Origin of the sequence: Inquilinus sp. YAF38 (assembly GCF_052113205.1) — a bacterium.
Lineage (GTDB): Bacteria > Pseudomonadota > Alphaproteobacteria > DSM-16000 > Inquilinaceae > Inquilinus.
The window spans coordinates 175,464-198,573 of the sequence record NZ_JBFRCU010000001.1 but is presented as its reverse complement, the minus strand read 5'-3'; the positions used below and the strand labels follow the sequence as shown (position 1 = coordinate 198,573).

General features: G+C 68.5%; 24 protein-coding genes. 12 read left to right on the top strand and 12 right to left on the bottom strand.

The window, feature by feature from the left end; all coding sequences use genetic code 11:
• From AB4Z01_RS00990 to AB4Z01_RS00975, 4 genes are all read left to right on the top strand, one after another.
• A partial coding sequence (locus AB4Z01_RS00990) for a terminase large subunit (RefSeq protein WP_441689597.1) occupies window positions 1-492 on the top strand: 492 nt, incomplete at its 5' end.
• Between the two features lie 1,060 nt (window positions 493-1,552).
• Complete coding sequence (locus tag AB4Z01_RS00985; RefSeq protein WP_441689595.1) at window positions 1,553-2,311, top strand: LuxR C-terminal-related transcriptional regulator; 759 nt, start codon at window positions 1,553-1,555, stop codon at window positions 2,309-2,311.
• Window positions 2,312-2,742: 431 nt separating this feature from the next.
• The gene (locus AB4Z01_RS00980; RefSeq protein ID WP_441689601.1) at window positions 2,743-2,916 is read left to right on the top strand and encodes a hypothetical protein; all 174 of its coding nucleotides are present in this window, start codon (window positions 2,743-2,745) and stop codon (window positions 2,914-2,916) included.
• On the top strand, window positions 2,837-3,421 hold the full coding sequence (locus AB4Z01_RS00975) for a GNAT family N-acetyltransferase (protein WP_441689594.1): 585 nt from the start codon (window positions 2,837-2,839) through the stop codon (window positions 3,419-3,421). The genes AB4Z01_RS00980 and AB4Z01_RS00975 overlap by 80 nt, the downstream gene beginning before the upstream one ends.
• A gap of 357 nt (window positions 3,422-3,778) precedes the next feature.
• Here AB4Z01_RS00975 and AB4Z01_RS00970 read toward each other — a convergent pair whose 3' ends face one another.
• The 3 genes from AB4Z01_RS00970 to AB4Z01_RS00960 form a co-directional block, all read right to left on the bottom strand.
• Window positions 3,779-4,573 carry a DUF899 domain-containing protein gene (locus AB4Z01_RS00970; RefSeq protein WP_441689592.1) on the bottom strand — a complete coding sequence of 265 codons (795 nt, stop codon included), beginning with the start codon at window positions 4,571-4,573 and terminating at the stop codon, window positions 3,779-3,781.
• A gap of 248 nt (window positions 4,574-4,821) precedes the next feature.
• On the bottom strand, window positions 4,822-5,793 hold the full coding sequence (locus AB4Z01_RS00965) for a GlxA family transcriptional regulator (protein WP_441689590.1): 972 nt from the start codon (window positions 5,791-5,793) through the stop codon (window positions 4,822-4,824).
• A 259-nt stretch (window positions 5,794-6,052) separates the two neighbouring features.
• Window positions 6,053-6,604 carry a YbhB/YbcL family Raf kinase inhibitor-like protein gene (locus AB4Z01_RS00960; protein ID WP_441689588.1) on the bottom strand — a complete coding sequence of 184 codons (552 nt, stop codon included), beginning with the start codon at window positions 6,602-6,604 and terminating at the stop codon, window positions 6,053-6,055.
• 668 nt (window positions 6,605-7,272) lie between these two features.
• Here AB4Z01_RS00960 and AB4Z01_RS00955 point away from each other — a divergent pair.
• The 6 genes from AB4Z01_RS00955 (at window position 7,273) to AB4Z01_RS00930 (ending at window position 13,000) form a co-directional block, all read left to right on the top strand.
• Window positions 7,273-7,605: a YciI family protein gene (locus AB4Z01_RS00955; protein ID WP_441689586.1), complete on the top strand. Its 333-nt coding sequence runs from the start codon at window positions 7,273-7,275 to the stop codon at window positions 7,603-7,605.
• Between the two features lie 125 nt (window positions 7,606-7,730).
• Complete coding sequence (msrA, locus tag AB4Z01_RS00950; protein ID WP_441689584.1) at window positions 7,731-8,447, top strand: peptide-methionine (S)-S-oxide reductase MsrA; 717 nt, start codon at window positions 7,731-7,733, stop codon at window positions 8,445-8,447.
• A gap of 122 nt (window positions 8,448-8,569) precedes the next feature.
• Window positions 8,570-9,931, top strand: coding sequence for a c-type cytochrome (locus tag AB4Z01_RS00945; protein ID WP_441689583.1), 1,362 nt, complete (start codon window positions 8,570-8,572; stop codon window positions 9,929-9,931).
• 9 nt (window positions 9,932-9,940) lie between these two features.
• The gene (locus tag AB4Z01_RS00940; RefSeq protein ID WP_441689581.1) at window positions 9,941-10,447 is read left to right on the top strand and encodes a (2Fe-2S)-binding protein; all 507 of its coding nucleotides are present in this window, start codon (window positions 9,941-9,943) and stop codon (window positions 10,445-10,447) included.
• Window positions 10,444-12,675: a molybdopterin cofactor-binding domain-containing protein gene (locus AB4Z01_RS00935; RefSeq protein ID WP_441689579.1), complete on the top strand. Its 2,232-nt coding sequence runs from the start codon at window positions 10,444-10,446 to the stop codon at window positions 12,673-12,675. Before AB4Z01_RS00940 ends, AB4Z01_RS00935 begins: the two co-directional genes overlap by 4 nt.
• Window positions 12,676-12,775: 100 nt before the next feature.
• Complete coding sequence (locus AB4Z01_RS00930; protein WP_441689578.1) at window positions 12,776-13,000, top strand: hypothetical protein; 225 nt, start codon at window positions 12,776-12,778, stop codon at window positions 12,998-13,000.
• Window positions 13,001-13,395: 395 nt separating this feature from the next.
• On the opposite strand, the gene AB4Z01_RS00925 is transcribed toward AB4Z01_RS00930, so the two are convergent.
• From AB4Z01_RS00925 to msrB, 3 genes are all read right to left on the bottom strand, one after another.
• Window positions 13,396-13,584: a hypothetical protein gene (locus AB4Z01_RS00925; protein WP_441689576.1), complete on the bottom strand. Its 189-nt coding sequence runs from the start codon at window positions 13,582-13,584 to the stop codon at window positions 13,396-13,398.
• 18 nt (window positions 13,585-13,602) lie between these two features.
• Complete coding sequence (locus AB4Z01_RS00920; protein WP_441689575.1) at window positions 13,603-13,980, bottom strand: PRC-barrel domain-containing protein; 378 nt, start codon at window positions 13,978-13,980, stop codon at window positions 13,603-13,605.
• A 120-nt stretch (window positions 13,981-14,100) separates the two neighbouring features.
• Window positions 14,101-14,499, bottom strand: coding sequence for a peptide-methionine (R)-S-oxide reductase MsrB (msrB, locus tag AB4Z01_RS00915; protein WP_441689574.1), 399 nt, complete (start codon window positions 14,497-14,499; stop codon window positions 14,101-14,103).
• Between the two features lie 87 nt (window positions 14,500-14,586).
• On the opposite strand from msrB, the gene AB4Z01_RS00910 reads away from it, so the two are divergent.
• The gene (locus tag AB4Z01_RS00910) at window positions 14,587-15,321 is read left to right on the top strand and encodes an SDR family oxidoreductase (RefSeq protein WP_441689572.1); all 735 of its coding nucleotides are present in this window, start codon (window positions 14,587-14,589) and stop codon (window positions 15,319-15,321) included.
• A 226-nt stretch (window positions 15,322-15,547) separates the two neighbouring features.
• On the opposite strand, the gene AB4Z01_RS00905 is transcribed toward AB4Z01_RS00910, so the two are convergent.
• The 4 genes from AB4Z01_RS00905 to deoC all read right to left on the bottom strand — a co-directional run bounded on the left by AB4Z01_RS00905 (window position 15,548) and on the right by deoC (window position 20,353).
• Window positions 15,548-15,916, bottom strand: coding sequence for a VOC family protein (locus tag AB4Z01_RS00905; RefSeq protein WP_441689571.1), 369 nt, complete (start codon window positions 15,914-15,916; stop codon window positions 15,548-15,550).
• Between the two features lie 28 nt (window positions 15,917-15,944).
• Complete coding sequence (locus AB4Z01_RS00900) at window positions 15,945-16,673, bottom strand: 4'-phosphopantetheinyl transferase family protein (protein ID WP_441689569.1); 729 nt, start codon at window positions 16,671-16,673, stop codon at window positions 15,945-15,947.
• Window positions 16,674-16,804: 131 nt separating this feature from the next.
• Window positions 16,805-19,198, bottom strand: a complete 2,394-nt coding sequence (locus tag AB4Z01_RS00895; RefSeq protein WP_441689567.1) for an aldehyde dehydrogenase family protein — start codon at window positions 19,196-19,198, stop codon at window positions 16,805-16,807.
• Between the two features lie 144 nt (window positions 19,199-19,342).
• A complete protein-coding gene (gene deoC / locus AB4Z01_RS00890) occupies window positions 19,343-20,353 on the bottom strand; it encodes a deoxyribose-phosphate aldolase (RefSeq protein ID WP_441689565.1) in 1,011 nt (336 codons plus the stop codon).
• A 112-nt stretch (window positions 20,354-20,465) separates the two neighbouring features.
• Between deoC and AB4Z01_RS00885 the strand changes: the two genes are divergently transcribed.
• Complete coding sequence (locus AB4Z01_RS00885; RefSeq protein ID WP_441689564.1) at window positions 20,466-20,876, top strand: GFA family protein; 411 nt, start codon at window positions 20,466-20,468, stop codon at window positions 20,874-20,876.
• 249 nt (window positions 20,877-21,125) lie between these two features.
• Here the strand turns inward: AB4Z01_RS00885 and AB4Z01_RS00880 are convergent, their stop codons facing one another.
• Window positions 21,126-21,995 carry an NmrA family NAD(P)-binding protein gene (locus tag AB4Z01_RS00880; protein WP_441689562.1) on the bottom strand — a complete coding sequence of 290 codons (870 nt, stop codon included), beginning with the start codon at window positions 21,993-21,995 and terminating at the stop codon, window positions 21,126-21,128.
• Window positions 21,996-22,103: 108 nt separating this feature from the next.
• The gene (locus tag AB4Z01_RS00875; protein ID WP_441689561.1) at window positions 22,104-22,964 is read right to left on the bottom strand and encodes a helix-turn-helix transcriptional regulator; all 861 of its coding nucleotides are present in this window, start codon (window positions 22,962-22,964) and stop codon (window positions 22,104-22,106) included.
• Between the last annotated feature and the right edge of the window lie 146 nt (window positions 22,965-23,110).

Genomic DNA, 23,110 nt, shown 5'->3' with positions numbered 1-23,110 from the left:
CAATTCCTGTTCGGCGCCGACTGGGGCTTCGCCCGCGACCCGACGGTGCTGGTGCGCTGCTTCGTGACGGGCCGGACGCTGTTCGTCGACCACGAGGCCTATCAGGTCGGCTGCGAGATCGACCGCACGCCGGATCTCTTCGACACCATCCCGGAGGTGCGGACATGGCCGATCATCGCCGACAGCGCCCGGCCGGAGACCATCAGCTACATGCAGCGCAACGGCTTCGGCGACATCACCGGATCAACCAAGGGCGCCGGATCGGTCAAGGACGGGGTCGAGTTCCTGAAGGCGCACGACATCCTGGTGCATCCGCGCTGCTGGCACCTGATCGACGAGCTGGCGCTGTACAGCTATCGCACCCATCCGAAGACCGGCGTGATCCTGGCCGAGCTGGAGGACCGCGAGAACCACGCCATCGACGCGCTGCGCTATGCGGTCGAGGGCCTGCGGCGGGATGGTTATGACAGCTCGATGAAGTGGGTCGGGTGAGGAATGTCGGCGGGGATGAGGGTGATGCAGAAGTGGACGTGGCCTGGCTGGCGGCACGGCCGGCTTGTCCCGATTGCGGACCTCGGAGACCTCCAGGTTTCCCCCGGAGCGGACATCCGCGTTGCCTGGCGAGTCCCGAAACCGGTCGGCACCGTGATAGGCAGATCGGTCCTCTTTCCGGACATTCGCGTTCTCGGCGGAAACCGGCCGATCCTGGCCGAGTTCCTCGCGAAGCGCAGCGATAGTGCCTGCTGCAACTGCCGCGAGCTACTCCGCCGCCGGTGGAGCGAGCGCTGGAGCGATCCACGCCTCCTGGCGATCGGAAGGCACGAACGAGCGCGGGGCGGATGCCGGGCTTTTCCGTTCCACGGGCTGAAACTTTCTCGGCACGGTGTCCGTATAGGCGCCTGTTCCCCGTTCTGCGGGACCAACCACGGAGAGCGACATGCGACTGAACCTACGTTGCCCGCTGGCATTCACGCTGTGCCGGTCCGGTCGTCTACTCCGGACACTGTTACCGGAATAACGCACGGATGGCCTGGACAACGAAGTGAGATCATCAGGGGACATGCAGACACAACAAGGGACTTTCGTCTGTTCCACATTCCAGCGGCGGCACTGGCCGTTGTCCCTGTCGTAACGGCATCTGTTCTCGGGAAAGACAATATGATCACTTCCTTGTCGCGGTACCAACAGGACCTTCCTAGTGCTTCCTTCCGCCCGGGAGGCCATGCTCGCGACAGGTTGAACGAACGCCGTCCACACTGTTGCCGATCGTGTGCCCGGGCCTGCCGTCGTCGCGCCGGGAAACAGGCCGGCCCCACTCGGCCGGGATGCTCGTCCATGTTGCTGCCCAATCCGCGGATATCCCCCGAAAGGCGTAGTGCGGCTTATATTGTTTTTGAATAAAATGTCATACAATTATAGTTGGACTTCGAACATTAGGCTTTCGTCTGCGCAGCCGTTCTGGCTGTGCGAGCGAGAACTAGAGCGCAAAGCGCCTTCGATCGAATGAAGCGGAAGCGGGAGCACTACCCTCTGCAACAACATCAGGTCGATTATGGATTTCGTCAGCAACCAATCGGATGCGCTTTCCGCCGCGATCGAGGCGGCAGAATCTGAGATCAATCATTCCACCAGCGACCGGACGGTGGACCATCCCGCTCGTGGCCTGAGAACGGTCGCGATCATCGACAGACGCGCCCTGGGTCGGGAAACCCTGACGCAGGCGCTGGCCGCAACGGATGCGCGCTTTCGCATTCGGGCATTCGCCGATATCGGTGAGTGGGAAGGGAGCCCGGATCGGAGCGCCACCTCGGTGATCCTGATGGAGGGTGGCGCGGGCCATCATGATAGCCAGTCGTCCGAGGAGGAGCTTCGGGCGCTGGTCGGCGCCCATCCCGACATCCCTGTGGTCATGATGGGCGAGAGCGAGGATTCCCGGCATATTGCCGAGATCCTGGCACAAGGGGCCCGCGGCTATATTCCCACCAGCGTCAGCCTGAGCGTCGCAGTCGGAGCGCTTTGCCTCGCGATGGCCGGAGGCACGTTCGTGCCTGCCAGCGCCCTCCTGAACTCAAGCCATGAGCGGCCGGAGCGCGAGCAGACCGTTCACAGTCTGCTCGGCCTCTCGGAGCGGCAGGCCGCAGTCGCAGATGCCGTCGCGATGGGAAAGCCGAACAAGATCATCGCCTATGAGCTTAAGCTGTGTGAGAGCACGGTGAAGGTGCACATCCGGACCATCATGAAGAAACTGCAGGCCCGGAACCGGACCGAGGTCGCCTTCAAGCTGCACGCGGCGAAAACCCGAGCCGCCTGACATGGAAAAGGCCGCCAAACAGCGGCGGCCTTTCCAGCTTCAAGCGTTCCTTCCCGATCCGTCAACACGGGCAAGAATACTGTATCCGCAAGACCGTGTGCCGGGTGACGGCCCGAACACATTCATTTCCTCGGTCGAAGCGAAGTAACCATAACACGCTATTCAGACGCCTCAAATACGCCTTTCGGGGTAGGCTGCCGACAACAAGCGCCGGTATCTAAACCGCTGATCAGGGCCGCCAGGCGCAGTCCGGCGTCATGCCCGAGAAGAGGCAGAATAGTGGGGCATGAGCGAATTATCTGTCGCGGAAACGAAGGACGGTGAGCCACCTCCTCGTAGTAGAGCGCTTGGGCAATCCCGGATTCAGCAGTACTCTTATCGAACCTTCGGCAAGATCGGCGTTATCGCGCTCGCGGTTCGGTGGAACAAGTATGTCAAAAGCTAAATTTGACCTGTCGGCATGCGATCGCGAGCCGATCCACATCCCGGGCTCGATCCAACCGCACGGAGTTCTGCTGGTCGTCGATGCCGAAACGCTCGACATCCCGGCTGACAGATGTCGAGCTTCATGGCAGGCTTGGACGCATGTTCCCGGAGCGCCTTGACACCGCCAGACTGCTGCTCCGACCGATCGCGCCGATCGATGCCGCGGCCATCTTCGACGGTTATGCTCAGGATCCGGAGGTGACCCGTTTTCTGACATGGAGGCCCCATGCCACGATCGCGGAGACAGAGACGCACATAGCTCGTTGCCAGCTTGAGACGCAGTCGAAGACCTATGTTCTGGTTGGCAGGCGAGACGGAAAGGTCATCGGCTCCTTCGCCCTCCGGCGCGTCGCCCGCCACAGCCTCGGATACGGGTACGTCCTTGCTCGCCCGTTCTGGGGGATGGGACTGATGACCGAAGTGCTGTCGCACGCGGCGCGCTGGGCATTGGACCAAGCCGAGATCTGGCGCATCGGAGATGTCTGCGACTGCGAGAACATCGGCTCCGCAAGGGTCATGGAGAAGGCCGGCCTGGAGCGCGAAGGTCTCCTTCGACGATGGATCGTAGCCCCAAATGTCAGCAGTGAGCCGCGTGACTGCTTCGCTTACGTGAGGTCCAGGTAGAACCACTCGGCTCCGCCCGAACAAGTTGCCCCTTGCCTGGCTAGGATATCGGCGCGTCTTGCGACAAAGGCCGAGTTCCGCGTGGCGGATCGCCTGGAACCCTGGCGTTTCTTCGACGCGCGAGCAAGCGCACCCACGGCGGGAGATGCGCGACAGACATCAGCGCGTACATCGCCACCATGCCACTCCATGGCGAGCCGCCGGCAGCGCCACACAGAACGTCACGGGCATCATTGCTCTGCGCCGTGATCAACGCCATGAACGCAAAGACAGGAGTAGCGGCCAAGGTCAGGCAGTCAGCCGTTCGCATACTCCCGCGATCATCGTTCGAGCGCGCTTCTTCTGTCGGTGCCGATCTCATGATCGGTCGTATTCACCGCGTTTGAAAGCCTCGACGCCGGCGGAGGACACCTTATCCCACTCGGGATCAATCTTGCCGTCAGGTGAGTAGCTGTCGTGCCAGTTCTGCCATTTGTAGGGAGGCGTCTGCGGATATCCCTTCGGCGAGTCTTCCCACACTTCCTGGCGACCGAGCGGCGCCATGTCGAGATAGCTCCAGGGCGTGCCCATGGCCTCGTCGCCGCGACCGTTGATGAAATAGGTGCGGTAGATGTTGGCGCCGTCCTGGATGAACGCATTGTGGCCGTGCCATTGATCGACACCGAAATCGGCATCGAAATTGTCCGTGAGCGTGTACCAGGGGATTTGCTCCCAGCCCATGCGCGCCTTTTGCCGCTCGATATCCGCCTGGGAAGCGCGTGACACATAGACGACAGTCACGTCGCGGGCGTTGACGTGCGCCAGATGAGACACTTGATCAGCAACCATCGAGCACCCGATACAGGCGTGGTCAGGCCAGCCGTGGACCTCAGATTCGAAGAAGGCGCGATAGACGATGAGCTGCCGGCGGCCTTCAAAAAGGTCGAGCAAGCTGGCCGGCCCGTTCGGGCCTTCGAATTTGTAGTTGCTCTCGACGGCCATCCAAGGCATGCGGCGTCGCTCGGCCACCAAGGCGTCACGCGCCTTCATCTGCGCCTTTTCCTTTACCAGCATGGCACGATGGGCTTTGCCCCACTCATCTCGCGACACGATCGGGGGATGAACTTTTGGGAACATCCCATGGGCATTGGTTTGATCCGATTTATCATTCATTGGATGCCTCCAGATCGCGTGCGGTTAGAACAGGGTGTCATGTTTGCGGCGGCAATCTTCTCCACCCGGCGACTTCGCAAGAGGCCGGAGCTTGGGAGTCGACACATCAACGTTCTGAAAGTGGATTTGTTGTCGAGGGTGGCTGCCAATATTAGGCGATTTTCTGCCAGAGGCGCCCAAGGCGCCGCCGAGGCCAGCACCGGATTACCCGGCGGTGCCTGAATCAGCGATTGCCGGGCTCTTATTCACTACGGATCTGAGTGCATATCCCGGAAGAGCCCCGGTGCAATACCGAAGCGTCGCTCGAAGGCATCCGCAAATCGGCTGGGCGGAGAGAGGCCAACCTTGGCGGCGACGGATTTGAGGGGAACGCCGCGCGACAGCAAAAGGCGCGCTTCATCGAGCCTCAGCTTCTCCACAAACCTCGCCGGCGTCGCCCCGGTCGCCTCGACGAACTTCCGGTGGAAGGAGCGATCCGAGAGATTGGCGCGGGCGGCAAGGGACCGAACATCCAGCGGTTCGTGAAGGTTTGCCCGTATCCAATCGATCAGGTCGGCGAAGCGGCCGTCCGCTGTCAGCTGCGCCTGCAGCACGGGGCTGAACTGTGACTGGTATCCGGGCCGTCTTGCGTAGAGGACCAGGCGCTGTGCGATCTCAACGGCGATCGTCGAGTTAAGGTCGTTCGCGACCATCGCGAGCGCCATATCGATCCCGCATGTGACACCTCCCGATGTCCAAAGCCTTCCATCGACGACATAGAGCGCCTCGGGATCGACCGACACATTTGGAAAGAGCTTGGCGAGCGGGCCGGTCGCATCCCAGTGCGTGGCGACGCGGCGGCCGTCGACCAGCCCAAGTGCGGCCAGAAAAAATCCGCCGCTGCAAACGGAGCCAAACCTTTCGGCACCGGCGACCAGCCTCGGAATCTCGCCCATCAAGATTGGGTCGGACAGCGCAGGCTCGAGGTGTTCGCCTTCCGCTCCGGCAATGAGCAGGGTTTGCGCTTCAGCGGGCTGAAGACCAGCAAGCGACTGTGCCTCGATCGACACGCCGCTGCTGCTTCGCACTGGCCCAGGGTGAGGCGAAAACATGCCGACGTCGTAAAACGGCGACGATCCACGCTGGGCCAGCGCGCGATTTGCGACATTGAACACCGATGCCGGACCCGACGCGTCGAGGAGCTCAAAACCCGGATAGACGACAATCGCGACGTGGTGCATTGGCAGAGAATATCGAAACCTCTCTATCTCTGCCACTGGTCGAGTCGTCGGAACAATTTAATGCCGGCTGGCGCGCGCGATCGAAAGCGAGGACACCAATTCTTGTTACCTTGGCAATCCCGAAGGCGCAGCACGCCAGATATTCGCCACACCGCTTTCATCGCAGCCTCGTCCGACCAAGTTGGCCGCACCTTTCGGCAAACGCCGGGGTCGCCCGGGCTACGCTCGTTCTCCTGCACCTTCTCCGCGGCTCCGTGCATCAGCGCCCGTAGAGAACGACCAGGCTGGCGCGGCCGATCTCGGTGGCGTGCATGGCGAAGCCGACCATGGCCGCAGAGACCTGCGGATCGACCGGCAGATGTGCCACCGACAAGGCGTGGACGGTGAACACATAGCGGTGCGGCGCGTCTTCCCGCGGCGGGCAGGGACCGCCATAGGAGGCGGACCCGAAATCCGTCCGCCCCTGCTTCGCACCGGTCGGCAGCCCGGTTCCGGCTGGATCGCCGGCGCCGCGCGGCAACGCCGTCGCAGCCGCCGGGAGATCGGTCACGACCCAGTGCCACCAGCCACTGCCGGTCGGCGCGTCCGGATCGTAGGCGGTGATGACGAAGCTCTTCGTACCGGCAGGCGTACCGGACCAGGCGAGGGCTGGCGACGAGTTGCCCCCGGCGCAACCGAGACCGTTCATCACAAAGGTCTCGGCCAGCATCCTGCCATCGGTCATATCCGGGCTGGTCAGCCGGAAGTCCGCCCCGAAGGACGCCGGCGCTGCCGCCAGGACAGCGAACATCACAATGGTGCCGGTCCGCATGATCTTCTCCGTTTTTTGACAGCCCGCTGAACAGCGACGCTTTTGGATGGCGGCTTGAAGCGACATGGCACTACGGGACGTCTCGCCCGATGCTTTTGAAGCCGTCGTGCCGGCGAGCAGAAGTTACCGGCGGCGTCGATCGTGCGTCGATCCGGCGCATGGCTCGGTGCGTCACACCTCGAGGCGAGATGAAGCTGGCCGGAGGGCTAGGACTTCAGAAGCTGAGGCTGCTGAGCAGAGCGTCCGTATGGCGCCATCAGTCCGACGAGGCGGACCGAGACCAGCGGCAAGAGGCTACGGTCACGTCGGGACGCGGACTGATACCCGCGGCCTGAAATATTGACCCGTCATGGCGAGCCCCGCAGGGGCGTGGCCATCCAGAATAGTGGGATTCGTTCCGGCTGCAGGACTGGATGGCCACGCTTCGCTCGCCATGACGAGGAAGGGGCGGAGAGTCGATCTCAAAGGCCGCTGGTATGAGTTGTATCTCTGATCGAGCTTGCGCCGCGCGCTCTGACGCTCCACCGGCACCGAGTTTGCTCACACAGCGAGAGGTGGCGGACGCGGCGGGAGAGGAACCGTTTGATGTGCTCTCCATTTCACGATGAGGAGGCTCGGGGTTGCCGGCGAGCTCCGGATGGGCACTTCAATCCGAAAGGGAACAGCCCGTGGCTAAATTCGTGACGATTGGATACGGGAGCCGTGAGGGCTATGAGCGCACCGCCATAGCCGTTCGCGACGCAGCCCATGCGCATGACGAGACGCTGCGCAAACGCGGCGTGCTGATGGGCATCGCCGGTGCGCCTGTGCAGGTGCGAAATCCCGACGCTGCCCAGGTCGAAACGACGAGTGGTCCGTTCCTGTCTTCGTCGTTGCCGGTGGCCGGCTTTGCCGTCATCGAAGCCGCCAGCCTGGCAGAGGCCGTGACCATGGTGTCGCAAACTCCCTGCGCCGTTGCGCACGGCGTCGTCGAAGTGTGGCCGCTCGAGGAAGCGCCGTGATGCCCATGCGGGCCGCGTGAGGTGACATCCGTGTGACCGCGCGGCGCCGGCCCCGTAACCCGACGGTCGCCCCCAGCGAACCGGCTGTCGGAGCCCATGGGCCCGAACGGGAGATCCGGATCGTGATGAAGCGCTTCCCTTCCCTGCCGGCGCTGGCCGGCGCCTTGTCGCTGCTCGCGGTCGCCGCCGGGCTGGCGGTCACCCAATCCTCGGCCGAGGAGGCGCGGCTGGTGCCGCCGCCCGCGGTCGACGAGAGCGCGGCCCCCGGCGGCGCGGCGTCGGAGACCGCGGTGCTGGCCGGCGGCTGCTTCTGGGGCGTGCAGGGCGTGTTCCAGCACGTCAAGGGCGTCACCGCCGCCGTCTCCGGCTATGCCGGCGGGGATGTCCAGTCGGCGCAGTACGAGACGGTCAGCGGCGGCGGCACCGGCCATGCGGAATCGGTGAAGATCACCTATGACCCGCGCCAGATCAGCTATGGCCGGATCCTGCAGATCTACTTCTCGGTGGCGCATGACCCGACCCAGCTGAACCGCCAGGGACCGGACAGCGGCACCCAGTACCGCTCGGCGATCTTCCCGGCGGATGCGGAGCAGGCGCGGCTGGCCAAGGCCTATGTCGAGCAGTTGGACCGGGCCGGGGTGTTCGACGCGCAGATCGTGACCAGGATCGAGCCGGGCCATGCCTTCACTCCGGCCGAGGACTACCACCAGGACTATCTGACGCTGCACCCGACCAGCCCCTATATCGCGATCAACGACCTGCCGAAGGTCGAGGCCCTGCAGCGGCTGTTCCCGGAGGTCTACCGCGCCGATCCGGTGCTGGTTTCGGCGCAGACCAACTGAGCACGGCGGCGACAAATCGCCTCCTGGCCAGGACCGCCGTCTTGTCCGACCCTTGCATAATCAGGAATGCACCGGCTCAGGACCCGTGAGAGGACCGGCCGGCGGGCAAGGGACGGAGCTTCATGGGGCTGCTGAAGGCCGGCGGCATCGCGCTGGGAGTCGGGCTGCTGCTGATCGTCGGCGGCGCGGCCGGGCTTACCGCCTATGCCTGGCGGCCGGCGATCGACCCGGTCGGCCCGCCGGCAGCGGCGGGCTTCGATCCGGCGCTGGTGCAGAAAGGCGCCGAGCTGGCCGCGATCGGCAATTGCGCCACCTGCCACACCGCGCCCGGCGGCAGGCCCTTCGCCGGCGGCTTGGCGCTGCCGACGCCGTTCGGCACCGTGCATTCCACCAACATCACCCCCGACCCCGGGACCGGCATCGGCCGCTGGCCGGAGGCGGCGTTCGGCCGGGCGATGCGCGAGGGCGTCGACCGCACCGGCCGGCACCTGTACCCGGCCTTCCCCTATGATCACTTCACCCTGGTGAGCGACGCGGACAACCGGGCGCTCTATGCCTTCCTGATGACGCGCCAGCCGGTCGCGGCGCGGGCGCCGGCCAACGACCTGCCCTTCCCGCTGAACCAGCGCTTCGTGCTGGCCGGCTGGAAGCTGCTGTTCCTGCGGCCCGGCCCGTACAAGCCCGACCCGGCGCATGACGCCGAGTGGAACCGCGGCGCCTATCTGGCCGAGGGGCTGGCGCATTGCGGCGCCTGCCACACGCCGCGCAACCTGTTCGGCGCCGAGGAGACCGGCCGGCGCTTCGCCGGTGGCGACGCCGAGGGCTGGCACGCCGTGCCGATCGGCAGCGGGTCGCCGGCGCCGGTGCCCTGGACCCGGGAGTCGCTGTTCCACTATCTGCGCGACGGCTGGCACGGGCAGCACGGCACGGCGCAGGGGCCGATGGGCCCGGTGGCCGACAGCCTGGCGGCGGTGCCGGAGCAGGACGTGCAGGCGATCGCCGGCTATGTCGCATCGGTGATGGGGCTGCCGGATGCGGCCGCCCGGAAGCGTGGCGACGCCCTGGCGGCGGCCACCGCCAACCCGGCCGGTCCCGGCACCCGGCCGCAATCGGCCGGCAGCCAGACCATCGCCGCCGCCGTCCCGGCCGGGGATGGCGGCGCCGCGATCTATGCCGGCACCTGCGCCGCCTGCCATGAGAGCGGCCGGCCCTTGCCCTTCGGCGGCCTCGACCTCCGGCTCAGCTCCGCCGTCAGCGGCGACAGCCCGGGCAACCTGATCCGCATCATCCGCCACGGCGTGCCGGCGGCGAGCGGCGCCCGCAGCCCGATCATGCCGGGCTTCGCCGCCGCCCTGTCGGACCGGCAGCTGGAGACGCTGCTGGCCTATCTGCGCGGCCGCTTCAGCGACCGGCCGGGCTGGACTGGGCTGGGCGACGCCGTGCAGGCCGCCAGGCACGGCGACGTCGCGGCCGCCAGCCATTAGGGAGAGGTCATGATCGAGCTCAGGGTCAACGGCCGCCGGCAGCGCATCGCCGCCGATCCCGACACGCCGCTGCTGTACGTGCTGCGCGGCGAGCTGCAGCTCAACGCCGCAAAATTCGGCTGCGGCCTGGGCCAGTGCGGCTCCTGCGCCGTGCTGGTCGAGGGCGAGGTGGTGTTCTCCTGCGTCGTCCCGGTGCTGCTGGCGGAGAACAAGGAGGTGACGACGCTGGAGGGGCTGGGCACCGAGGACGAGCCCGGGCCGCTGCAGCGCGCCTTCATCGCCGAGCAGGCGGCGCAGTGCGGCTACTGCATCCCCGGCATGATGATCCGGGCGCATGCGCTGCTGCGGAAGACCCTGACCCCGTCGGACCCCGAGATCCGGCAGGCGCTGCAGCCGCATCTCTGCCGCTGCGGCACCCATATGCGGATCCTGCGGGCGATCCGCCGCGCGGCGCAGGAGATGCGGGGCGCGTCGGCCGAACCGCTGGGCCCGGCGCCGCGGGAGTCGGTGCTGTGAGCGCCGGCCTGTCCCGCCGGAGCGTGCTGCAAGGTGCCGGCGGCCTGGTGGTCGGCTTCGCCCTCGCCCCCGCCGGCCTGGCCCAGCAGGAGGCCGAGACGCCGGAGCTGAGTGGTGCCCTGCCCGGCAGCCTGGCGGATGCCCCTTTCCTCGATGCCTGGATCCGGGTCGACCCCAAGGGCGCGGTCACCGTCTTCACCGGCAAGGCCGAGCTGGGCCAGGGCATCGCCACCGCGCTGCAGCAGATCGCGGCGGAGGAGCTGGGCCTGTCCTTCGAGGCGCCGACCATCGTCACCGCCGACACCGAGCGGACCGCCAATGAGGGCTACACCGCCGGCAGCCATTCGATGCAGGACAGCGGCACCGCGATCCGCAACGCCGCGGCCCAGGTGCGCGAGATCCTGCTGGCCGAGGCGGCGCGGCAGATGGGTGCGCCGGCCGGCCAGCTGCGGCTCGACGGCGGCAACATGGTCGCGCCGGACGGCAACCGCCGCTCCTACGGCGCGCTGGCCGCCGGGCTGTCGCTGCATGTCGAGGCGCAGCCGGAGTCGACGCTGACCGACCCGGCCGCGTTCCGGGTGATGGGCAAGCCGCTGCCGCGCATCGACATCCCGGCCAAGGTGACCGGCGGCGAGGCCTATGTGCAGGACCTGCGCCTGCCCGGCATGCTGCATGGCCGGATCGTGCGGCCGCCCAGCGCCGGCGCGCGGCTGACGGCGCTGGACATCGGCGCGGCCGAGGCCCTGCCCGGGGTGGTCAAGGTGGTGCGCGACGGCGACTTCCTGGCGGTGGTGGCGGAGCAGGAGTTCCAGGCGGTCAAGGCGATGCGGCTGCTGGCCGCCGCGGCGCAGTGGCAGGAGAACGCGACCCTGCCGGACCAGGACCGGCTGCCGGAGGCGCTGCTGGCGCTGCCGGCCCAGGATTTTCCGATCCTCGACCGGCACGACGCCGCGGTGCCCGCCGGCCGGACGCTGGAGGCCCGTTATTCGCGGCCCTATCTGCTGCACGGGTCGATCGGCCCGTCCTGCGCCGTGGCGCAGCAGGACCAGGACGGGTTGCTGACGGTGTGGACCCACACCCAGGGCGTCTATCCCGACCGCAAGGCGATCGCCGAGATGCTGGGCCGGCCGCCGGAGCAGGTGCGCTGCATCCATGTTCAGGGCTCCGGCTGCTATGGCCATAACGGCGCCGACGACGCCGCGGCCGATGCCGCGCTGCTGGCGGTTGCGCTGCCCGGCCGCCCGGTGCGGGTGCAGTGGATGCGCGAGCAGGAGCATGCCTGGGAGCCCTACGGCCCGGCCATGGTGGCCCAGGCCCGGGCGACGCTGGACGAGAGCGGCCGCATCGCCGACTGGGATTACGGGGTGTGGAGCAACACCCATTCGATGCGCCCCGGCCCGGCCGGCAGCCTGCTGGCCGCCCGGCACCTGGCCAGGCCGTTCCCGCTGCCGGCACCGAAGCCGCTGCGGCAGCCGGAAGGCGGCGGCGACCGCAACGCCATCCCGCTCTACAGCCTGCCCAGCGCCCGGGTGGTGCACCATTTCCTGCCGGACATGCCGCTGCGCATCTCCGCCCTGCGCTCGCTGGGCGCGCAGATGAACGTGTTCGCGATCGAGAGCTTCATGGACGAGCTGGCGCTGGCGGCCGGCGCCGACCCGGTCGAGTTTCGGCTGCAGCACCTGGACGACCCGCGCGGCCGCGACGTGATCGCCGCCGCGGCCGAGGCCTTCGGCTGGAGCCAGGGGAAGCCGGCCGCGCCGGGGCATGGCCGCGGCTTCGCCTTCGCCCGCTACAAGAACCTGGCCGCCTATTGCGCCGTGGCGGTCGAGGTCGCGGTCGAGCGCGAGACCGGGGAGGTCCGCGTGCCGCGGGTGGTCGCCGCGGTCGACACCGGCCAGGTGGTCAATCCCGACGGGGTGCGCAACCAGATCGAGGGCGCCGTGCTGCAGTCGATGAGCTGGACGCTGTACGAAAGCGTCGGCTTCGACCGGAGCAGGATCACCTCGGTCGACTGGTCGACCTATCCGATCCTGCGCTTCGACGCGGTGCCGGACAGCGTCGAGATCCGCATCGTCGACCGGCCGGGCGAGCCCTTCCTGGGCTGCGGCGAGACCGGCCAGGGCCCCGCCAGCGCCGCCTTGGCCAACGGCATCGCCGACGCCGCCGGCCGGCGGCTGCGCGACCTGCCGCTGACCGCCGCCAGGATCAAGGCCGCGATCGGGGTGTGAGGACGCCGGGCCACACCCCCCTGCCCTTTGCTTCTGTTTGGGAACGATATCGCAATATGCACCGTTTCAAAGGCTGGTGGGAACAGGTACGGAGATCGCAATGCTGAAGCCAGCCATGATCATTCTCGCTGCGGCGCTGTCGCTCGCAGCGTGCGGCCGCGACCCTGGCACGCGGGCCCTTTCGGGCGGCGCGCTCGGCGCCGGACTCGGCGCCGGTACGGCCGCCATCACCGGTGGCAATATCGGGACCGGTGCGATCATCGGTGGTGTCGGCGGCGCCGCCGTCGGCGGCCTGACGAACTGCCACGCCGTCGGCCGCTGCTGATCCTCGGGTCGGCGTAAACGAATCGGGCCTGCGGAGGATACCTCCGCAGGCCCGATCGTGTTCCGGGTCACCTCGAAGGACAACTGAATCAATAATACTGTCATGCCCGGGCTTGACCCACGGCTATCCGGTTAAGCTTTTCGGGTTGCAGAACTGGGCGCTGACCTAAACTTTTATTGTCATTGCCGGGCTTGACCCGGCAATCCAGGGGCCATCGAGAACTGCTTTGAAAGCCCCTGGATCCTCGGGTCAAGCCCGAGGATGACAATAATAGAATTTCGGCCCAGATAAACACGCTGTGGTTGCGATTTTTGCTTAACCGGACACCCGTGGGTCAAGCCCGGCGGTCCTCGGCATCGTGCCCGCCGTCCCCGATGTCCTGGCGGCAATCGGCGCTACCGCCGGACCTTCGCCGTCAGGCCGGCGAGCCGATCGGCGGAAACGGCCGCGTCGAAGGCCGCCATGCGGAGGGCTTCGGCTTCATACGCCTCATCCGGCGCTTCGTCTGCACCGGCCAGGATGACGGTGTAGTTCGTCACCAGGGCACCGGTCTCGTCGAACACGTCGACGATGCGCTCGGGCATGGCGGCCTCCAGCGCCCGTCAGCGCGGCAGCGGGCCTGCCCAATACGGGCTGATGCCGTAATAGTCGTGGATGTCCTGCTCGTATTCGCGATTCCAGCGCGGCTGTTCGTCGTCGGCGTAGACCGGCGCTCCTTCCAGCTGCTCGCGCGACACGTTCACGACATAGCCGCCCTGGCTGGTGTCGTAGGTCAGCGTCGACCAGGGCAGCGGGTGATATTTCTCGCCGATGCCGAGGAAGCCGCCGAACGACATCACCGCATAGGCGACACGCCCGGACAGCTTGTCGAGCATCACGTCGTGGATCTCGCCGAGATGATCGCCCGCCGTGTTGTAGACCTCGGTCCCGGCAACCTTGGCGCCGGAAATCAGCGTGGTCGTCTCCTCACGATGTTCCATGACCCGTCTCCTCGCGTTTGGAATACACCTATAACGGGAGGAGACGGGTACCTCGTTCCTGTCAGGACCATACGATTTTGAAACCGGCGAGACCGCTTTCGAACGCAGCCCGGCCTCGGCTCACTCCGGCTGGAAGTCCAGCGCCACGCCATTGATGCAATAGCGCAGCCCGGTGGGCGGCGGGCCGTCCTCGAAGACATGGCCGAGATGGCTGCCGCAGGTGGCGCAATGCGCCTCGACGCGGGTCATGCCCCAGCTGCGGTCGACCGAGGTCTCGACCGCGTCCGGCACCGGGTCGTTGAAGCTGGGCCAGCCGGTGCCGCTCTCGAACTTCAGCGTCGATTCGAACAGCCTGCTGCCGCAGCCGGCGCAGCAGAAGGCGCCCGGCCGGTGCTCGGTCAGCAGGCTGCAGCTGCCGGGGCGTTCGGTGCCGTGCTGCCGCATCACCTGGTACTGTTCGGGCGTCAGGATCTGGCGCCACTCGGCATCGCTGCGGGTCACGGGATAGGGTTCGGGCATGCTCGATCTCCTGAGCCGGTCCGGGGAGGCGCCGGCGTTCCGACCCTGATATAGGGTGGCATCACGAGTCGACACAGGGAGGATGGCATGGGCGGGCAGGATTTCGCCGGGCGGCGGGTGCTGGTGACCGGCGCCGGCAAGGGCATCGGCTGGGCCACGGCGGTGCTGCTGCAGCGGCGCGGCGCCGAGGTGATCGCCGCCACCCGCAGCCCCGAGGACCTGGCGACCCTGGCGCAGGAGATCGGCTGCGTGACCATCGCCGTCGACCTGGGCGATGCCGAGGCCACCCGGCGGGCGGCGGCCGAGGCGCTGCCGGTCGACGCCCTGGTGAACTGCGCCGGCACCACCACGCTGGAATCCTTCCTCGACACCTCGGTCGAGAGCTTCGACCAGATCATGGCGGTGAACGCCCGGGCGCCGATGATCGTGGCCCAGGTGGTGGCGCGCGACCTGATCCGCCGCGGCCGGAAGGGCGCCATCGTCAACGTGTCGAGCGTGTCGTCGATGATCGRCCTGCCGGACCACACCGCCTATTGCGCGTCGAAGGGCGCGCTCGACGAGATCACCCGGGTGATGGCGGTGGAGCTGGGGCCGCACGGCATCCGCACCAACAGCGTCAACCCGGTGGTGACGCTGACGCCGATGGCGGTGAAGGCCTGGAGCGACCCGGCCAAGTCCGGCCCGATGCTGGGCCGCATCCCGCTCGGCCGCTTCGCCCAGCCGGAGGAGGTCGCCGAGGTCATCCTGTACCTGCTCGGCGACGGCTCGGCGATGATGAACGGTGCGATTGTCCCGGTGGATGGCGGGTTCCTGGCGACCTAGGACAGCTTTGGCCCGATCGGGACATCCGATCGTGCTGAGGCCGTGAGGTGTTACCTCTCCCGCTTGGCGGGAGAGGTCGGGCTCGCGCAGCGAGACCGGGTGAGGGTTGGCCCGGGCCTCGACAAAGAGCCCTCACCCGGAGCCGCTTCGCGTCTCCGACCTCTCCCGCAAGCGGGAGAGGCAAGAACTCGGATCCTGACGTGACCGGAGTTCAATTCATCCAGGCTCACGGCGCCTCGCGGCAGACCGCCTCGACATTGTGGCCGTCGGGGTCGAGCAGGAAGGCGCCGTAATAGTCGGGGTGGTAGTGCGGCCGCAGCCCGGGCGCGCCGTTGTCGCGGCCGCCGGCGGCCAGCCCCGCTGCGTGGAAGCGGTCGACCGTCGCCCGGTCCGGCGCGGCGAAGGCGACATGGGTGCCGGTGACGGCGCCGTCATGCAGGCCGATCCAGAAGAAGGCCCGGCGGCCGGCGCCGTAGCCGGCGAAGGTCTCGCCATCGGCATAGAGGCGGGTGATGCCGAGCGGCGCCAGCAGCGTGTCGTAGAAGGCCTTCGACCGCTCGAGATCGCCGACCCGGATGGTGACGTGGTCCAGCATGAGTCCCCTCCCCTGTCCGTGTCCTATCCTACAGCCCCCAAAGCCCCGGCTCGAAGCGCCAGGCGGTGACGCCGGCTCCGGCGGCGGGGACCGCGACGGCGGCGGCCGCGTCCTCGATCGGCGGCAGGTCGTGCAGGTGCCAGTCGGCGCCGGCGAGGCCCGGCGGCAGCACAGGCCGGCTGGTCCGCTCGGCCGGGTCGGCGCTGACGGTGAAGCCGGTGAAGTCGAAGGAGAAGCCGCGGCCGATGCCCTTGGACAGCGCCTCCTTGCGGGTCCAGACCGCGTAGAAGGCCGCGGTCAGCGCCGGGCCGGACAGGCCGGCGAGCGCCGCCCGCTCCGCCGCCGAATAGGCGATGTCCGCGACCTCCAGCGGCGGCGGGTGCCGTGCCATCTCGACATCGACCCCGACCTCGATCCCCCGGGCCAGCGCCATCACGGCCCAGGGGCCGCTGTGCGAGAGGTTGAAGCGCAGGTCGCCCTCCGCCAGCTCGGGCTTGCCCCAGGGATTCTGGCGGAAGCGCAGCCGGTCCGCGGGGATGTCGAGCGTGCGGCCGAGCAGCAGCCGCAGCGCCGCATGGGCGGCGACGTAGCGGGCGCGCAGCAGGTCGGTGCGGAACCGGCCGGCGCGCTGCCGCTCCTCCGCCGACAGCACGGCCAGGCCGGCCTGCGGGTCGCGGTCGGTGCTCAAGCGCCAGACCTGCACCTGGCCCGGCGGCAGGCCGGGGAAGCCCGACGGCATGGCCCAGGTGTCGGACATTGCCCTTCGCATTTTCTTCCCTGTCATGCCCGGGCTTGACCCGGGCATCCAGAGACTGTCGATGCCGCTCTGGGTGGCCCCTGGATCCTCGGGTCAAGCCCGAGGATGACAATAGGAGAAAACGGCCCGCCTCACTCCCCGTAAGGCAGCCAGATGTTCTTCACCTGGGTGGCCCGCCGCAGATAGTCGCGGCCTTGGCCTTCCACATCCGACAGCCAGTCGCGGCGGCGGCCCTGGTTGGTCCAGGTCGCCTTGAGGTTGCCGGCGCTGGCCTTCTCGACCAAAGCACCGCCTTCGGCCGGGCCGACATACCAGAGGGCCGCCACGTCGTCGTGCTCGGCCAGGGTCCGGGCCAGCACGTCGCGCTCGCCGGTGACGATGTTGACAACGCCGTCCGGCACGTCGGAGGTGTCGAGCACCTGGTACAGGTCGGTCGCCGCCAGCGGATGGCGCGGCGACGGCACCACGACGACGCGGTTGCCCATGGCGATGGCCGGCACCACCAGCGAGACGAAGCCGAGCAGCGGCGCCTCGTCCGGGCACAGCAGGCCCATCACGCCCCAGGGCTCGTTCATCGCCAGCGTCACCTGGCGAGCACGGGCGTCGTGCACCTGGCCGTCATATTTGTCGGCGAAGCCGGCGTAGAAGAAGATCCGCCGCACCGCGGCCTCGACCTCGGCCGCCGCGACCTTGGCGCTGGCGCCGGTCATGGAGGAGATCCGCCGGGCGAACTCCTCCGACCGGGCCGCCAGATTCTCGGCCAGGAAGTACAGCACCTGGGCCCGGTTGTGCCCGGCCAGGCCGCCCCAGCCGGTGGCCTTGTGCGCCGCCTCGACCGCGTTGCGGATGTCCTTGCGGTTGCCGAGGCCGACCTGGCCCAGCGCCCGGCCCTTTGGGTCGAGCACGCTATAGCTGTAGCCACCATCCGGCCGCGCCTGCTTGCCGCCGACATAGAGCTTGGCGGTGCGGTCGATCGAGGGCAGGTCGTGGTCGCCGCCCAGCGGCACCGCCGCCAGCGGGGTTGCGGCGACCGGCTTCAGCGCCGGCCCGTCCTTCTCCCAGCCCGGCACCAGGTATTCGTACAGGCCCTCGCGCCCGCCCTCGCGGCCAAAGCCGCTCTCGCGATAGCCGCCGAAGCCGACCGCGGCGTCGAACATGTTGGCGCAGTTGATCCAGACCACCCCGGCCTTGAGCCGAGCCGCGACGTGCAGCGCCTGGTTCACCGTCTCCGACCACACCGAGGACGCCAGGCCGTAGCGCGAATTGTTGGCCAGGCTCACGGCCTCGTCGACGGTGCGGAAGGTCGAGGCCGTCAGCACCGGGCCGAAGATCTCGTCCTGGGCGATGGTCGAGGCCGGCTCGGCCCCGGTGAACAGGGTCGGCGGGAAGTACAGGCCGCCCTTGGGCAGCGTCGCCGATTCCTGCCAGCAGGCGGCGCCTTCCCTCTTGCCCAGCTCGACATAGTGCTTGATCCGGTCGAGCTGCACCTGGGCGACGATCGGACCCATATCTGTCGATTTGTCGAGCGGGTCGCCGACCCGCAGCGTCGCCATCCGGCGCTTCAGCTTGTCGTACATCCGGTCGGCCACGCTCTCCTGCACCAGCAGGCGCGACCCGGCGCAGCAGACCTGGCCCTGGTTGAACCAGATCGAATCCACCACGCCCTCGACCGCGGCGTTGAGATCGGCGTCGTCGAAGACGATGAAGGGCGACTTGCCGCCCAGCTCCAGCGACAGCTTCTTGCCGGTGCCGGCGGTCGCCTCACGGATCCGGCGCCCGACCTCGGTCGAGCCGGTGAAGGCAATCTTGTCGACATCGGCATGCTCGACGATCAGCGCCCCGGTGATGCCGTCGCCGGTGACGATGTTGAGCACGCCCGGCGGCAGCCCGGCCTCCTGCGCGATCTCGGCGAAGAGCAGGGCGGTCAGCGGCGTGAACTCGGCCGGCTTCAGCACCACCGTGTTCCCGGCCGCCAGCGCCGGCGCCACCTTCCAGGCCAGCATCAGCAGCGGGAAGTTCCACGGGATGATCTGGCCGCAGACCCCGACCGGGCGGTAGCCGGGGAACTCGGTCTCGACCAGCGAGGCCCAGCCGGCATGGTGGTAGAAGTGGCGGGCGACCAGCGGGATGTCGATGTCGCGGCTCTCGCGGATCGGCTTGCCGTTGTCCATGGTCTCGATCACGGACAAGAGCCGCTCGCGGCGCTGGACATGGCGGGCCAGGGCATAGAGGTGGCGGGCGCGCTCATGGCCCGGCAGCGCCGCCCAGCCCTTCTGGGCGCGCCGCGCGGCCTTGACCGCGGCGTCCACGTCCTTGCCCGTGCCCTGGGCCACCTGCGCCAGCGGCTTGCCCGTGGCCGGATTCAGCACCTCGAAGCGCCCGCCCTCGGCCGGGGCGACGAACTTGCCGTCGATGAAATGGCCGAAGCCCGCCTCATGCCGCGCCAGCCAGTCGCGGGCGATGCCGCTGTCTTCGGGCGCCGGGCCGTACTCCATGGTGTCGAGAATCTCAGCAATCCGGGGCATGTTCTGTCTCCTCGGAGATCGTTCGAGATCGAGTTCTCCCCCTCTCATCGTCATCCCCGCGAAAGCGGGGATCTCGTAGCGCCCTGGGCGGAAAGAGATTCCCGCTTTCGCGGGAATGACAAGGGAAGGGATGTTCGGACGGTCTCAGGCGGAAGCGTGGCGGAAGCCGGCCGAATACCGGCCGGTGACGAAATGCTCGATCTGGCGCTCGACATCGGCCAGCAGCGAGGAGGCGCCGATCCGGAACAGCTCCGGCTCCAGCCAGGGCCGGCCCAGCTCCTCCTTCATCAGGATCAGCCAGGCGATCGCGTCCTTGGCGGTGCGCAGGCCGCCGGCCGGCTTGAAGCCGACGCGCTCGCCGGTGCGGTCCAGGTAGTCGCGGATGGCGCGCACCATCACAAGGCTGACCGGCAGGGTGGCGTTGACATCCTCCTTGCCGGTCGAGGTCTTGATGAAGTCGGCGCCGGCCATCATGCAGACCAGGCTCGCAGCCTCGACATTGCGCAGGGTCCGCAGGTCGCCGGTGGCCAGGATGGTCTTCAGATGCGCGTCGCCGCAGGCCTCGCGCATCGCCCGCACCTCGTCATAGAGGGCGGACCATTCGCGGTTCAGCACCTGGGCGCGGTGGATGACGATGTCGATCTCGGCCGCCCCCTCCTCCACCGCATAGCGGATCTCGGCCAGGCGCTGCGGCAACGGGGTGAGGCCGGCCGGAAAGCCGGTGGCGACCGAGGCGACCGGGATGCCGCTGCCGGCCAGCGCCTTGACCGCGGCGCCGACCATGGTCGGGTAGACGCAGACGGCGCCGACGGTCGGCGGCCGGTCGGAGAGGCCCAGCGCCTCGACCAGGTCGTCGCGCAGCGGGTGGCGGGCCTTGGCGCAGAGGCGCTGCACCCGGCCCGGCGTGTCGTCGCCGGCCAGGGTGGTCAGGTCCATGCAGGTGAGCGCCTTCACCAGCCAGGCGGCCTGGTATTCCTTCTTCACCGTGCGCCGGGTGGTCATGGTGGCGGCCCGGCGCTCGGCGGCGCTGAGATTGACCCGCGCCGCCTCGACCCAGTCCAGCTCCAGCGCCATGCCGGGATTGCGGTGGGTGTTGGCGGCCGGCACGATGCGCGCCACCGCCTCACCGGTGCCGTCTCGACGATGGTCGGGCATGGGCTTCTCCCTTGGAAATCTGCCGGAACAGAGCGCCGCCGGCACCAGGCTGTCAAGGCGCAGCGCGGAACGATACGCTGGCCCGAACCGAGACCCTTGGAGAGGAAAGCCCATGACCGAGAGCGTGCGCATGCTGACCGGCAAATGCTATTGCGGCGCCGTCCATTACGAAGTGGCGGACGAGTTCCTCTACGCCCTGAACTGCCACTGCTCGAACTGCCGGCGGACGACCGGGTCGGCGTTCAAGCCCATCGCCGGCATCGAGCGCGGCAAGCTGGCGGTGACACAAGGCCGGGACGGGCTGATGATCTATGGCGAGCCGGACCACAACAACACGCATTGCCGGGCCTGCGGCTCGCTGCTGTTCTCGGTCGTCCGCGACGGCGCCTATGTCCATGTCGCCATGGGCACGCTGGTCGACGACCCGACCATCCGGCCGACCGAGCACATCTTCGTCGGCTCCAAGGCGCCCTGGTACACCATCGCCGACGACCTGCCGCAATATGAGGAGTTCCCGGGCTAGAGCGGGATGGGTTCAGGCCAGATCCGGCCATCCCGATCGTATCAAGGCGGTAAAGTGTTGCCTCTCCCGTTTACGGGAGAGGTCGGAGACGCGAAGCGGCTCCGGGTGAGGGTCCTTTGTCGAGGCCCGGACCAGCCCTCACCCGGTCGTCCTGCGGACGCCCGACCTCTCCCGCCAGGCGGGAGAGGCAAAACAAACGCCAACACCCTCTTCAGCCCCTATCAGACGCGGTGACATGACCCGAGAGATCTAGCCGGCCGCCTGCCGCACCAGCGCCGCCAGCACCTCGGCCAGCGGCGTGGTGCCGCGCCGGATCTCGCCGCCCTCGACCTCGATCCGGCCGGCATTGTGGGCGTCGTAGAGATCGGTGATCAGCCGGACATAGCCCTCGCTGAGCCCGCCCGCCGCGAGCGCCTGGTCCCATTGGTCGCGCGGCAAGGCGACGGCCTGGACCGGCCGGCCGAGGGGCGTGGCCAGAGCAGCGGCGACATCCATCGGCGTATAGCGCTGCGGCCCTTCGGCGTGGAGGATGCGCGGCGGCGCCTCGGCCGCGGCCAGCAGGTCGGCCGCGATCAGCCCGACATCGGGGGCCGAGACGGTCGGGAAGCGCTTGTCGAGCGGATGGTGCAGGCTGGCCAGCACGCCGGTTGCCATGGCCGGGCGCAGCGACCGCGCCCAGTTCTGCATGTGCTCGGCCGAGCGCAGAAAGGCGATGCCCGGCAGGCTGCCGAGCCGCTGCTCCAGGTCATGGAACAGCACGGTGATGCCGGTGCCGGCCGCGTGCTGGGCGCCATAGTCGGAGATGGCGATGATGCGCGGCGGCCGTGCCGCCTCCAGCGCCTGACCCAGGCTGTCGATCAGGCTGCGGGTCTCGGCGGCGACGTCACCGCGCGACGGGTTCAGCGGCACGACCGCCAGCACGCCCTCGGCACCCTTCAGCGCCGTGGCCAGCGCCTCGGTGTCGGCGATGTCGGCCACGGCGATGTCGCAGCCGGAATCGGCCAGGGCGCCGGCCTTGCCGGGATCGCGGACGATCGCCCGCACCGCCCTGCCCCGCCGCCGCAGCTCCCGCGCCGCGGCCCCGCCGATCCGGCCCGTGGCGCCGATGATGGTGAACATGCTCTCTCTCCCGCATTGCCCCGGATGGGCCGGGCGGGACCTTGCCGCGCCGGCGCCCGGCCGGTCGCGCCGGAACGGACGGGCGGGAGCAGGTTCGGACGGCGGCGATCAGCCCCGCTCGCGCCGCAGGGCGCTGGGGGTCATGCCGAGAATCCGGCGCATCGCCCGGGCCATGTGGCTCTGATGGGCGAAGCCGGCGTCGAGCGCGACTTGCGCCATCGGCAGGCTTCCGTCCAGCAGCAGCGCCCGCGCCCGCTCGACCCGGCGGCGGATCACGAACTGGTGCGGCGCCAGCCCGGTCGAGGCCTTGAACAGCGGCTTGAAATGCGACGGGCTGAGCCCGGCGGCCGCCGCCAGCTCGGCCAGGGCCAGACGCTGGTCCAGCCGCGCCTCGATCAGCTCCAGAACCCGGGCGAGCTGCCGCCGCGACAACGCCTGGCCCGAAGCGGCAGCCGGGATCGGCGCCGCGTAACGACGGAGCAGATGCGCCGCCAGGGCCAGGCCGATGCTGTCGGCGTAGAGCGGGTCGGATTCCGATCCGGCCTCCAGCTCGGCCTTCAGGGCCCAGCCGAGATGCTCGATCCGCGGATCGCGCAGCTGCAGCCGCGGCGCGATCTCCAGCCGGCCGGAGGCCAGCCCCAGCCCCTCCGCCGCGCTGCGCATCAGCGCCGGGGCCAGGCGCAGCAGCAGGAAGCGGGCCGGGCCTTCATCCTCCCACGCCCCGGCCGCGCCGGCGGGCAGCAGGTCGATGTCGCCCTCGCGCTGCAGCCGGTCCTGCACCAGCCCCTCGGCCCGGCAATGGGCCATCACCGGCGGCCCGACATGCAGGCTGAGCCGCAGGTCGGGCGACGGCGCGGCCTCGACCGCATGGCCGGTGGCGGCGAACAGCCCGGCGGCGAAGCCCGCCCATTGCCCGGCCTTCTCCGGCACGATCGCGCCGGACCGGATCACCGGCTCATGTGTATCCATTCCGCCACACTCCTGGGACGACCTGAGGCGTCCACGCCGCAGTCTACGACCGGGAGCTTGAGCCGGCGAGGCCTCGTCGCTATATGGGCGCGACCAGGCCGGGCCCCTCTGGCAGTTCCTCCGGGAGCTGCGATGTCGGACTGGAG